The sequence below is a fragment of the Bacillus sp. 204(2023) genome, from assembly GCF_037027505.1.
In the GTDB taxonomy this organism is placed as follows: domain Bacteria; phylum Bacillota; class Bacilli; order Bacillales; family Bacillaceae; genus Bacillus; species Bacillus subtilis.
On sequence record NZ_JAXCHE010000003.1, the window covers coordinates 234,481 to 246,426 of the forward strand.

An 11,946-nucleotide genomic window follows, 5' to 3' on the forward strand; every position below is an offset into this window, starting at 1 on the left:
ACATAATGCATAATCTCAATTTTAAAAGGAAGAATATGAGAAAACGACAAGGAAAGGTATTTGTGTATGCCTTTATTTTCTAAGCGAAAGAACAATACCGATTCAAAAGACAAGCAGAATACAGACGAAAGGAATCAGGAACAGCAGCAAGAAAAAGAAAGGCCGGTTCTCATTTCTCCAAGTTTGGCAAAGAATATAGCGGAAACGAAAAAGGAAGTCGGAAGCAGCTCTGACGTCATCATTCGCGAGATTAAAATCGGGGAGCAGGATCATGTCCATCTGGCTGTTATTTATATTGCAGGATTGGTCGATAATAACACAATCCATGAGTCGTTAATCGATCCTTTGGTACAGGATGAGTCTATCCAGAATTCCCATGCGATCCAGCAAATTCTTGAAAAAACGCTCCCGCTGGGCGGAGTGAAAGCGGAAAAGAGCTGGGACAAGCTTTTTTCCGAGTTAATGCTTGGCAATGCGCTCGTTTTTGCCGATGGCTATGACGAAGCGCTGATTTGCAGCACTCAAGGGGGAGAGCAGCGCTCCATCCAAGAGCCGAGCACCCAGGTATCATTCCGCGGCCCGCGCCAAGGGTTTACAGAGTCTCTGCAAACCAATATTTCCATGATCCGGCGATACATTAAAAATCCGAATTTATGGGTTGAAAAAATGAAAAAAGGTTCTGTTACGAATACGGATATCGCTCTCATGTACATTCAAGGAATATGTGATGAAAAGGTGCTGAAGGAAGTGAAACAGCGCCTGGAAAAAATAGATATTGACAGTATTTTGGAATCTGGATATATTGAGCAGCTTATTGAAGATGAAACCTTTACGACATTTCCGACCATGTATCATACAGAACGCCCTGATGTTGTAGCGGGGAATCTGTTAGAAGGAAGATTCGCGATTATTGTGGACGGAACACCGTTTGTGCTTATTGCCCCGGCCTTATTTGTTCAATTTTTTCAGTCTGTTGAGGATTATTATTCGCGTTTTGACATTGCGACAAGCATACGGATTCTTCGTGTTCTAGTCTTTTTCATTTCGCTTGTAGCACCAGCTGTATACGTGGCAGCCACGACGTTTCATCAAGAAATGATACCGACTCAGCTGTTAGTGGTCATTGCGGCCCAGCGGGAAATTGTCCCGTTTCCGGCTGTTGTGGAGGCGCTGACGATGGAGGTTGCTTTTGAGATTCTGAGGGAAGCGGGAGTCAGGCTGCCCCGGGTTGTCGGCTCGGCAGTGTCAATCGTAGGCGCGCTCGTAATCGGCCAGGCTGCCGTACAGGCTGGTATCGTCTCTCCGGCAATGGTGATTATCGTGGCACTCACCGCGATTGCGAGCTTCGCAACACCGGCGTTTGCAATGGCGATTTCAGCCCGGCTTATTCGGTTTATCTTTATTATTGCCTCAGCTGTTATGGGTTTTTACGGGCTGATTTTAGGGATCATTATGATGTTTGTCCACTTATGCAGTCTTCGTTCATTCGGCGTTCCATATATGTCGCCGCTTGCACCCTTTTCTTCACAAGGTGTAAAGGACGCGCTTTTCCGAATTCCGTGGTGGGCTGATGAAAAAAGGCCGGAATCGATCAGTAAGGAAGATAAGGTGCGGCAGGGGAAGGATCAACGCCCAGAGCCGGCCGCTTCACGAGGAATGGTGAACAAAGACTTGGAAGAAGGGGATCAGAATGGTACGTAAATGTCTATTAGCCGTTCTCATGCTTTTGAGCGTCATTGTGCTGCCCGGCTGCTGGGATAAGCGGGAACTGACAGATCTTGCGATTATCTCGGCGATTGGCATCGATCGGACAAACGAAGGCAACTACGTGCTGCATCTTCAAATTATCAATCCTGGAAATGTCGCCGGCGGGCTTCAGGGAGGCGGTGCTGGGGACAGGCCGCCTGTATCTGTCTATTCAATTGAAGGCGACAATTTGACGGAAGCACTCAGAAAAGCCTCTATGAAGGTATCGCGGCGGCTTTATTTTGCCCATACCAACCTGGTCGTAATCAGCGAAAAGCTGGCGAAAGAGGAAGGGCTGGATTTTGTATTAGACAATCTTGACCGGGACACGGAATTCAGGACAACGGCGACCTTCGTCGTTGCCCATAAAACAAAAGCAGAAAATATCGTGAAAATCCTGACGCCTATTGATAAAATTCCGTCAAACAAAGTCAATAAAACCCTCGATTTCACGGAAGCGCAATACGGTCGAGTGGTCAAAACCAATATTCAGGACGTTTTGAAAACACTTGCCAGCGACACAAGGGCACCGATTATTCCGGGTTATTTGATGATTGGCGATGATAAAAAAGGAGTCAGCATGGAAAACACGCAGGCAACTGACCCGAAAGCCATTCTTCAGGCAGACGGCTTGGCGGTTTTTGATAAGGCTGGGTATTTAAAGTATTGGATTGAAGATGATGAAAGCGTGGGGGCAGTCTGGCTTATGAATAAGGTCCAGCATACGTTTATTAATGCTGATTGGGGCAAGACGAAAGATGCGGTCAGCTTGCAGGTTACCCATCAAGATACAAAGCTGGTACCTGATATGCGGAACGGACGTCCGCACATCCATGTGAAAGTGACGGTTGAAGGAATTATAGATGCTGTCAAATACCCTTTCCAATTGTCTAATCCGAAGGTGCTGGCCGCTATTGAAAAAGCGCTCAACAAAGAGCTTGAAAAGGAAATCAGCCATACTGTGAAAAAAATCAAGAAGAATAAGATAGATTTTGTCGGTTTTGGTGACACGATATATAGAAAGTATCCGGAGCAGTGGGAGAAAATGAAGGACACATGGGACAAAGAATATTTGCCCGAACTGCCCATCGATGTGAAGGCCGAGACGTATATCAGAAGGACGGGATTGCGGAACAATCCGATCAAACACCAGTTTAAAGATGATTAGGTCTGAAGAAAGGGGAAGTGACAGATGGAAAAAGCCAGAATAAGCATAAGGCAGCTGTTTGTCATGATTATCATTTTTGAGCTGGGCAGCTCCTTATTGATTACACCCGGATCAATGGCGGGCAGGGATGCTTGGATCGCAGTTCTGTTGGGGTGTGCGGCCGGTTTGTTTCTTTTCTATTTGTATCAAGGAATTTATCAATGTTACCCCAATTCTTCTCCGAAAGAATATATGGATGATATGCTGGGAACCAAGCTGAGCTGGCTGTTTTCATTTCTCTATATCTTGTACTTTGCCTATATTGCCGCAAGGGTCCTGCGTGACTTTGGAGAAATGCTGCTGACATTTGCTTATCATGATACACCTATCATTATTGTAAATGGTTTGTTAGTGGTAGTTAGCATATACGCCGTAAGAAAAGGAATCGAAGTGCTCGCCCGCGCGGCTGAGCTGCTTTTCGGAGCCATGTATTTACTGGGCGCAATCGGCCTCTTGCTGATTGTTGTCTCAGGTTCTATAGACCCGCATAACTTAAAACCGGTTTTGGCAGACGGCATTTCTCCTGTCCTTTACTCTGTTTTCACTCAGACCATGTACGTTCCGTTTGGCGAAGTCGTTTTATTTGTGATGATTTTCCCTAACCTGAATGACAGAAAAGATGTGAAAAAAGTGGGGATGATCGCCATGGCTATTAGCGGATTGGTTGTGGCGCTCACCGTGGCGATTAATATCAGCGTGCTTGATGTTGATCTTACACTCAGATCCCAGTTCCCGCTTTTAAGTACGATTCAGACAATCAAGGTCGAAGAATTTTTAGACCGGCTCGATGTCTTTTTTATGCTGGCGCTGATCATCGGCGGCTTCTTTAAGGTTAGCCTCTACTTATATGCCACTGTGGTTGGGACATCTACGCTCTTTAAGGAAAAGAACCCCTCTCAATTGGCTTATCCGATGGGATTGGGCATCTTAATCCTTTCTATAACGATCGCGACTAACTTTTCAGAGCACTTGAACGAAGGCTTGAAAGTGGTGCCGCTGTATATTCATTTGCCTTTTCAATTATTGTTTCCGCTCTTTCTGTTTATTGTGGCTGTTTGGAAAAAGAAACGAAGAGAGAAGTCAAAAGGGGCGGAAGCAAAAAAACGATAAAAAGAGCGGGGGGATGCAGCCGCCGCTCTTTTTATGTTCACTTCTATATAAAAGGGGGATTTAGGTGCGCCCCTGTCTGCACTGACAGAGGCGCGTTTTGTTATACGACTGCGATGTTTTCCTTCACAGTAAAGCTTCCTCTTGAAAGTCTGATATTAATGTCGGATACTTTTGCAATTTGTTCATCGTGCGTCACCATAATGACGCATTTATTTTCCTTGTGCGCCAGATCTTGAAAGAGGCGTACAATTTCTTTTGATGTGTCCTCATCAAGGTTTCCGGTCGGTTCATCGGCTACGATAAGATCCGTGTCACAGCAGAAAGCCCTTGTAATTGATACCCGCTGCTGCTGTCCGCCGCTCAGTGTGAGCACTTTTTGCCGGGCTTGTTTTTCGTTGATGCCAACCTTCTGCAGCATGTCAAGCGCATATGATTCTTTGTTCTTTTCATTAGAACCTGTGATTTCCATAGCGGTTGTGACGTTCTGCAAAGCCGTCATATACGGGAGCAGGTTGTACGCCTGAAAGACGATTGATACATATTGATTTCTGAAATTGGTTAAGCCGATTTTAGAAACCGCTTTTCCGTCGTAAAGGATGTTTCCTTCTTTTGGTGCGTCAAGTCCGCCTGCCAGAGACAGGAAAGTGGTTTTCCCCGTCCCTGATGTTCCGACGATTGTGTAGAATTTTCCTTTTTGAAAGCTGATGTTAATATCCTGAAACAATGGCTGGCTTTTGTCTTTATACCAGTAGCCGACTTGTTGAAATTGTAATAAGCTCATAGGTTCCGCCTCTTTCTATTCCTGTTTTGTCAATATCGTTTTCGGATGAAGCCGCAGGACTGAAATTGACGGCAGCAATGTTGCAATGATTGCGATTAGGATGCCGATCCCGCCAAGAATAAGCATGTCGTTCATAGAAACCGCGACGTTCAGTGAATCGATAACGTCCACGTTGGATGAACTGTGGCCGAACATTTTGCCGCCCATGCCACCGCCGCCGGGCATTTGTCCGCTTGCAGTTTGCGTTGAATCGGTTGATGAACTGATTTGCTGGGATAAAAGCTGATTTCCAAGCTGATTCGCGACGAGATTTCCCGTCACAGATGCAAGGCCGATAGCGATAACGGCCACAATCAGAATCTCAGTCAAGAACTGTCCAATCAATTTCCATCGTTTTTCACCGATAGCCATTAACACACCCATTTCGTATTTGCGCTCCCTGATTGACATCATGACAATCAGGCCAAGAATGACGGCGCCGGCCACTGATACAAGATACACCACGTTTTTAGAGAAAGAAGCTACATTTTCAATCGGGCCGACCATTTGCTGGTAAAGCTGATCGTTTGTATTCAGTGTGTACGTATCGAAGTCAATTGATGTTTTCTTCGCTGCTTTTACGAAAGCATCCATATTTTTCGCGTCGTCCATATAGTAAACGGCTGAGTCAACCGTATTTTTATAGTCGTCGCCTTTCAGCGCCGCTGTTGCTGTGTAAGGCGTATAAAGCTTGTTATAAGGATTTAAGAAAGAGAAATTTTGGGCTTGGTCATCACCTGAAGATGTTGTTTTATAAATACCGACGATCTTCAGTTTTACTGTTGTATCCTCATCCGTTGCTGATTCAATTGTGATCGAATCGCCAACGCTTAAATCATTTTCTTGCGCTAATGTTTCGTTGATCACTGTTACTTTTTTGCCGACATCTGATTTTGTAATCGCGCGTCCGTCTGTGATTTTTGAATCTCCGTCAGAGAAATCATCGACTAACGCTGTGCTGATGACACCTTCAATAGAAAGATCGGCTTGAACCATTTGCGGTCCGCCTTGTCCTCCGCCTTGACTGTTTTTAGCGTTTGAGCTTGAACTGCTTGAGCTGGAATCACTTGAACTAGAGCTTGAGCTTTCAATCGCATCAAAGTTTCCCGCGTTGGCTGAAGCTGATGTGGTGTAATTGTAGCTCTTCACATGATCAAGCGCTGCAAGCTTATTCGCATCAGACACTTTGATCGGTGTAGATTCGAAGCTGCGTTTTTCACCGCTGTCCTGCTGTTTTTCCATTTGCTTTTGGCGGTCAACCTGAAGTGTCACGCTTCCGCCGAGTTCCTGTCTGGCCAGTTCGCTTGACTTTTGTGCTGCCGACTGGATGGTGAGGCCTGATAGAACAAAGACACATATGACTGTAAACACAAATAATTGCAATAACGTTTTTCCCTTTTTAGCCTTCATATTCCAAAAGGCCCGTTTGATAAAGTTCATTTATGTTCCTCCGCATTGGTATTTTTATGGATAAGACCGCCTCTGGGGCGCGTCCCCTTGCTGATAAATTAATAGTAGTCCAAAGGTATGAAAAAAATATGAACAATCTATTTCTAGTTGATGAAATAAAAACTAACAATTGTGAAACGCAAAACCTTCTATTTAAAATGGTGCTATTATATAAAAAAGCATCAAAACAACCGGAGGATATAATGAAAATATTAATGATAGAAGATAATGTTAGTGTATGTACGATGACGGAGATGTTCTTTTTTAAAGAAGGTTTTGAAGCCGAATTCGTTCATGACGGGTTAGAAGGGTACCAGCGTTTTACGGAAGAAAATTGGGATCTGATCATTTTGGATATCATGCTTCCATCTATGGACGGCGTGACCATCTGCAGAAAAATAAGAGAGACAAGCACGGTGCCGATTATCATGCTGACTGCCAAAGACACTGAATCAGATCAGGTCATCGGGTTTGAGATGGGGGCGGATGATTATGTCACAAAGCCGTTCAGTCCGCTGACATTGGTTGCCCGCATCAAAGCCGTCATCAGAAGATACAAGGCGACAGGCAAAGCGGTTATTGATGAAGATATGATTGAAACGGAATGCTTTACCATTAATAAGAAGACGAGAGAAGTATTATTAAACGGAGAGCCTGTAGAAAATCTCACGCCGAAGGAATTCGATCTGCTTTATTACCTTGTCCAAAATCCGCGGCAGGTGTTCTCCAGAGAACAGCTGCTTGAGCAGGTATGGGGCTATCAGTTTTATGGAGATGAGCGAACGGTTGACGTTCATATCAAACGGCTGCGGAAAAAGCTTGCCAGCGAGGACAAGCCTTTCCTGTATACTGTGTGGGGAGTAGGGTATAAATTTGATGAAGATTAAATATTTATATCAGCTGCTGCTAAGCCATATCAGCATTTTGATTTTAGCGTTTGTCATTATCATTTCTCTGTTTTCCCACTTTGTGAAGGAATTTGCCTATCAGAACAAAGTAGAGGAATTGACATCATATGCGGTGCAGATTGCAAATGAATTCCAAGCCGGCCAGGTGGACATGCGCAGGCTCTATCCTTATCAGGACATGTTAAGCACAAGAAAGACGCAGTTTATCATCTTTAATGAAAAGCAGCAGCCTTATTTTCTTCCTGAAGGCTTTCATCACCCACCAAGGGAACAGCTGAAGAAATCAGAATGGAATAAGCTAAAAAAAGGGCAGACTGTCATGATTAGGGCAGATGGCCGTTTTGATGATGAAGTGTCACTTGTGGCGCAGCCTATATTTGTTCAGAACGAATTTAAAGGCGCCGTTCTGCTGATTTCTCCGATCAGCGGTGTTGAACAGATGGTCAATCAGGTCAACCTCTATATGTTTTACGCTGTGATCAGCACGCTTGTGATTACGATTCTCGTGAGCTGGCTTCTGTCCAAATTCCATGTCAAGCGGATTCAAAAGCTGAGAGAAGCGACAGATAAAGTGGCTTCCGGCGATTATGACATCCATTTGGAAAACAGCTACGGGGACGAAATCGGCGTTCTGGCCTCTGACTTTAATATCATGGCGAAAAAACTAAAGCAGTCAAGGGATGAAATCGAGCGCCTTGAGAAGCGGAGAAGGCAGTTTATCGCTGACGTTTCACATGAATTAAAAACACCGCTGACGACGATCAACGGTTTGGTTGAAGGGTTGAACAGCCATACGATTCCTGAGGATAAAAAGGATAAATGCTTCTCGCTGATCAGTGAGGAAACGAAGCGCATGCTGCGGCTCGTAAAAGAAAATCTGGATTATGAAAAAATCAGATCCCAGCAAATTACCTTGAACAAGCTAGACGTTCCTCTGATCGAGGTGTTTGAAATCGTGAAAGAGCACTTGCAGCAGCAGGCGGAAGAAAAACAAAACAAGCTGATGATCCAAGTAGAGGATCACGTCATCGTACATGCCGATTATGACCGGTTCATTCAAATTCTCGTCAACATTACGAAAAACAGCATCCAATTTACGCAAAACGGTGACATTTGGCTGCGGGGAATGGAAGGTTATAAAGAGACGATTATTGAAATTGAAGACACGGGTATCGGCATTCCAAAAGAGGATATTGAGCATATTTGGGAGCGATTCTATAAAGCAGATATTTCAAGAACGAACACAGCATACGGTGAATACGGACTCGGTCTCTCGATCGTCAGGCAGCTCGTTGAAATGCACCAGGGCTCAGTAGAAATCAAGAGTGAAGAAGGGAAAGGCACAAAGTTCATCATCCGCCTTCCTTTAACGGCAAAACAGCAATAGCATACAGGGCGGCGGCATCATCTGATGGAGCCGCCTTTTTTATACACCGTTTCGGTTTATTGCGTGCTCCCGAAAACAAAGATTGCGTGTTTTTCGGGTTGGGACGGTCTATAAACATGATAAAATATGACATAAACAGTTTTTGATGGGAGAGGGTGAAGGAATGAAGAGCGGGGTAATTCCTTCTTCAGCGGTCGGTCAAAAAATTAACGAGTGGTACAGATATATCCGGACATTCAGCGTGCCGGATGCCGAAGTGTTAAAAGCTGAAATCCAGCAGGAACTGAAACACATGCAGCATGATTCCAACTTGCTGCTTTATTATTCACTAATGGAATTCCGGCACCAGCTTATGCTGGATTATCTAGAGCCGTTAGAGAAATTAAATATCGAAGACCAGCCAAGCCTTTCTGAATTATCAAGAAACATTGACAGCAACCAGGCAGATCTCAAAGGGCTGCTCGACTATTACGTGAATTTTTTTCGCGGGATGTATGAGTTTGATAAGCGGGAATTTATTTCTGCCATTACATACTATAAACAGGCGGAGAAAAAGCTCTCCTTTGTCGCAGACCATATTGAACGGGCTGAATTTTATTTTAAAATCGCGGAAGCTTATTATTATATGAAGCAAACGTATTTTTCATTGATTAATATAAAAAACGCCTATGAAATTTACGTGGAGCAGGAAACCTATAATGTGAGAATCATTCAATGCCATTTCGTGTTCGGGGTCAACCTGATGGATGAAAGAAATTTCGAACAAGCCGCACGCCATTTCAAATTGGCGCTCAATATGGCCCAAGCGGAACAAAAAGCCCAGCTGGTCGGAAGAGCATACTACAATCTCGGATTATGCTATTACAATCAAGACCTTCTAGACCCTGCCATTGATTACTTTGAAAAAGCGGTCTCCACATTTGAAAGCAGCAGGATCGTCAATTCTCTCCCGCAAGCCTATTTTTTAATCACCCTGATTTATTATAAACAGGGAAAACATGATAAAGCTTCGGAATATCACAAGCGGGGCTATGAATATGCTAAAGAAACAGACGATGCAGACTATGCCGTAAAATTCGAGTTTTTGCAATCCCTATATCAGGATCAGCCCAATGAAGAAGGAATCGAACGATGTTTCCAGTACTTAAAAAATAAAAATATGTGCGCTGATATAGAGGATTTAGCCCTAGAAGTAGCAAAATATTACTATGAACAGAAATGGTTTAAACTGTCTGCTTCCTACTTTCTACAAGTTGAAGAGGCAAGAAAACAAATACAAAGGAGTGAAGGTTTGTATGAAATTGAAATCTAAGTTGTTTGTTATTTGTTTGGCCGCAGCCGCGATTTTTACAGCGGCTGGCGTTTCTGCTAATGCGGAAGCACTCGACTTTCATGTGACAGAAAGAGGAATGACGTAAGAACAAGCCCCTTCTCATTAGCGAGAAGGGGTTTTTCTTTTCAAAAAAAACACCGCAAGACATAGTCTTGCGGTGCCGCCTTCATGGAGATTACGTTTATTTAGTAGCCTCCTACAAATGCAGTTCCCACAATGATCAAGAGGATAAATAACACAACAATCAAAGCGAAAGAAGTTCCGTAACCTGACATTTTGTGCACCCCCTTCGAGATTGCTTCAGCATATACTGCAAAACTGTGGCGGACAGGGTCCCGCAGAGACGGTCAGCAGCTTAGAAGCCGCCAACAAACGCAGTCCCTACGATAATTAAAAGAATAAACAATACAACGATTAAAGCGAAAGAACTGATGCCGCCGTAACCGCCGCCGTTAGAGTATCCTGACATAAGGTTTCACCTCCCTATGAAGGATACTATAAGATATGCTGAACCGATCCATTTGGCAGGGATAATAGTGGACAAGAGAAAAAATGAACAATTCGGCTATATGAGGGTGATATAAAAAATAGCGGGCGCTGCCGCCCGCTATTTATGTACGATTAAGAGATCAGCACGCCCGCGAAAAATTCCTGGTATAATGCTTGAACGGCTTTTCTTTCTTCGGCTTCTTTTACGCCAAACATCATGCTCACTTCAGAAGATCCCTGATTGATCATTTCGATATTCACCTGTGCCTCTGATAATGCTTTGGCGGCTCTTGCCGTTGTACCGACATTGTGGCGCATCGCTTCCCCTACAACCATAATCAGGGCGAGATGATGCTCGACGATGACTTCATCGGCATGCAAATCCTCTTCGATCCGTTTGATGACGCTGCGTTCAGTGGCGGCATCCATTTGCCCCTGCCGTAAAATGATTGTCATGTCATCGATTCCCGATGGAACATGCTCATACGTCAAACCATGCTCCTCCAGGATGTGAAGGGCTCTGCGGCCAAAACCGATTTCTCTGTTCATGAGATACTTGCTGATATAAATGCTGCAAAAACCAGTGTCGCTGGCAATGCCGACGACAGGCCCGTTTGTGTTATCCCGCTTGCTGACGACGCGGGTGCCTTCGGATGAGGGGTTGTTCGTATTTTTGATCTGAACAGGAATCCCCGCTCTGAATGCCGGAATGAGCGCTTCATCATGAAACACTGAAAAACCCGCGTAGGACAGCTCCCGCATCTCTCTATATGTCAGCTCGCTGATTTCCTTTGGATTCTCAACGAAGGACGGATTGACAGAATACACAGCGTCTACGTCTGTAAAGTTTTCGTACAAATCGGCTTGTAGTCCGTTGGCAAGAATCGAACCGGTAATATCAGAACCGCTCCGTGAGAATGTGATCACATCGCCATCCTTGCTGAATCCGAAAAAACCGGGAAAAATGATGAGTCCGTCACGTTCCCGAAGACGATAGAGGTTTTGATAGGATTCAGGAAGAACTTGCGCGTTGCCGGGTTCATTTGTCACAAAGAGGCCGGCATCCTTCGGGTTTACATATTCCGCTTTGACGCCTTTATAGCGGAAATAAGCGGCAATCAGCTTGGCATTGTTATCCTCCCCGCTGGCCTTGACTGCGTCAAGGTATTGCTCGGGATTGCTTTTATCTCCTTCTAAAAGCGTAAACAGATCATTTCTGATTTTTTCGATAATGCTTTGCCCCAGCTGAAGCTCATTGGCGATGAGAGCGTACCGTTCAACAACAGCTTCCGCCAGTTCAGGTGCGCTGCCTGATGCCAAATATTGTTCTGCACATGCGATTAAGAGATCAGTCACTTTCGTATCCTCGGCATAGCGTTTTCCCGGAGCTGAAACGACTACAGCTTTCCGTGCCGGATCTGAGGTAACGATGTGAAACACCTTGTCAAGCTGGGCGCCTGAAGCAAGTGAGCTGCCTCCGAATTTAACGACCTTCAT

General features: G+C 44.7%; 12 protein-coding genes. 7 read left to right on the forward strand and 5 right to left on the reverse strand.

Features of this window, described 5'->3' with window-relative positions; translation table 11 throughout:
• Positions 1-66: 66 nt before the first annotated feature.
• The 3 genes from gerKA to gerKB are packed head-to-tail and all read left to right on the forward strand — an operon-like array spanning position 67 to position 4,063.
• A complete protein-coding gene (gerKA, locus tag WA279_RS08410; RefSeq protein ID WP_336155030.1) occupies positions 67-1,701 on the forward strand; it encodes a spore germination protein GerKA in 1,635 nt (544 codons plus the stop codon).
• Positions 1,691-2,914 (forward strand): spore germination protein GerKC, encoded by a 1,224-nt coding sequence (gerKC, locus tag WA279_RS08415; RefSeq protein WP_251187256.1) that lies wholly within the window; start codon positions 1,691-1,693, stop codon positions 2,912-2,914. The genes gerKA and gerKC overlap by 11 nt, the downstream gene beginning before the upstream one ends.
• Positions 2,915-2,938: 24 nt before the next feature.
• On the forward strand, positions 2,939-4,063 hold the full coding sequence (gene gerKB / locus WA279_RS08420) for a spore germination protein GerKB (protein ID WP_251187255.1): 1,125 nt from the start codon (positions 2,939-2,941) through the stop codon (positions 4,061-4,063).
• A 100-nt stretch (positions 4,064-4,163) separates the two neighbouring features.
• Here gerKB and WA279_RS08425 read toward each other — a convergent pair whose 3' ends face one another.
• Complete coding sequence (locus tag WA279_RS08425; protein WP_336155033.1) at positions 4,164-4,844, reverse strand: ABC transporter ATP-binding protein; 681 nt, start codon at positions 4,842-4,844, stop codon at positions 4,164-4,166.
• A 15-nt stretch (positions 4,845-4,859) separates the two neighbouring features.
• On the reverse strand, positions 4,860-6,323 hold the full coding sequence (locus WA279_RS08430; RefSeq protein WP_336155035.1) for an ABC transporter permease: 1,464 nt from the start codon (positions 6,321-6,323) through the stop codon (positions 4,860-4,862).
• A 212-nt stretch (positions 6,324-6,535) separates the two neighbouring features.
• Here WA279_RS08430 and yclJ point away from each other — a divergent pair, with 212 nt between their 5' ends.
• The 4 genes from yclJ to phrC all read left to right on the forward strand — a co-directional run bounded on the left by yclJ (position 6,536) and on the right by phrC (position 10,045).
• Positions 6,536-7,219 (forward strand): two-component system response regulator YclJ, encoded by a 684-nt coding sequence (yclJ, locus tag WA279_RS08435; RefSeq protein ID WP_003246532.1) that lies wholly within the window; start codon positions 6,536-6,538, stop codon positions 7,217-7,219.
• Positions 7,206-8,627 carry a two-component system sensor histidine kinase YclK gene (yclK, locus tag WA279_RS08440; RefSeq protein WP_336155037.1) on the forward strand — a complete coding sequence of 474 codons (1,422 nt, stop codon included), beginning with the start codon at positions 7,206-7,208 and terminating at the stop codon, positions 8,625-8,627. Before yclJ ends, yclK begins: the two co-directional genes overlap by 14 nt.
• 163 nt (positions 8,628-8,790) lie before the next feature.
• Entirely contained in the window at positions 8,791-9,939 is a 1,149-nt protein-coding gene (gene rapC / locus WA279_RS08445) for a response regulator aspartate phosphatase RapC (RefSeq protein WP_336155038.1), read from the forward strand.
• Entirely contained in the window at positions 9,923-10,045 is a 123-nt protein-coding gene (gene phrC, locus WA279_RS08450; protein ID WP_003224994.1) for a phosphatase RapC inhibitor PhrC, read from the forward strand. Before rapC ends, phrC begins: the two co-directional genes overlap by 17 nt.
• Before the next feature lie 100 nt (positions 10,046-10,145).
• Here phrC and WA279_RS08455 read toward each other — a convergent pair whose 3' ends face one another.
• The 3 genes from WA279_RS08455 to WA279_RS08465 form a co-directional block, all read right to left on the reverse strand.
• Positions 10,146-10,235, reverse strand: a complete 90-nt coding sequence (locus WA279_RS08455; RefSeq protein ID WP_015482794.1) for a YjcZ family sporulation protein — start codon at positions 10,233-10,235, stop codon at positions 10,146-10,148.
• An 80-nt stretch (positions 10,236-10,315) separates the two neighbouring features.
• Positions 10,316-10,429 (reverse strand): YjcZ family sporulation protein, encoded by a 114-nt coding sequence (locus WA279_RS08460; RefSeq protein WP_003234495.1) that lies wholly within the window; start codon positions 10,427-10,429, stop codon positions 10,316-10,318.
• 152 nt (positions 10,430-10,581) lie between these two features.
• On the reverse strand, positions 10,582-11,946 hold the full coding sequence (locus tag WA279_RS08465) for an aspartate kinase (protein WP_251187250.1): 1,365 nt from the start codon (positions 11,944-11,946) through the stop codon (positions 10,582-10,584).

Bases quoted from the DNA above. Each gene is read 5' to 3' on its own strand.
- rapC (WP_336155038.1), top strand. From the start codon at position 8,791: ATGAAGAGCGGGGTAATTCCTTCTTCAGCGGTCGGTCAAAAAATTAAC.
- yclJ (WP_003246532.1), top strand. From the start codon at position 6,536: ATGAAAATATTAATGATAGAAGATAATGTTAGTGTATGTACGATGACG.
- WA279_RS08455 (WP_015482794.1), bottom strand. From the start codon at position 10,235: ATGTCAGGTTACGGAACTTCTTTCGCTTTGATTGTTGTGTTATTTATC.
- WA279_RS08425 (WP_336155033.1), bottom strand. From the start codon at position 4,844: ATGAGCTTATTACAATTTCAACAAGTCGGCTACTGGTATAAAGACAAA.
- phrC (WP_003224994.1), top strand. From the start codon at position 9,923: ATGAAATTGAAATCTAAGTTGTTTGTTATTTGTTTGGCCGCAGCCGCG.
- gerKC (WP_251187256.1), top strand. From the start codon at position 1,691: ATGGTACGTAAATGTCTATTAGCCGTTCTCATGCTTTTGAGCGTCATT.
- WA279_RS08460 (WP_003234495.1), bottom strand. From the start codon at position 10,429: ATGTCAGGATACTCTAACGGCGGCGGTTACGGCGGCATCAGTTCTTTC.
- WA279_RS08430 (WP_336155035.1), bottom strand. From the start codon at position 6,323: ATGAACTTTATCAAACGGGCCTTTTGGAATATGAAGGCTAAAAAGGGA.
- gerKB (WP_251187255.1), top strand. From the start codon at position 2,939: ATGGAAAAAGCCAGAATAAGCATAAGGCAGCTGTTTGTCATGATTATC.
- gerKA (WP_336155030.1), top strand. From the start codon at position 67: ATGCCTTTATTTTCTAAGCGAAAGAACAATACCGATTCAAAAGACAAG.
- WA279_RS08465 (WP_251187250.1), bottom strand. From the start codon at position 11,946: ATGAAGGTCGTTAAATTCGGAGGCAGCTCACTTGCTTCAGGCGCCCAG.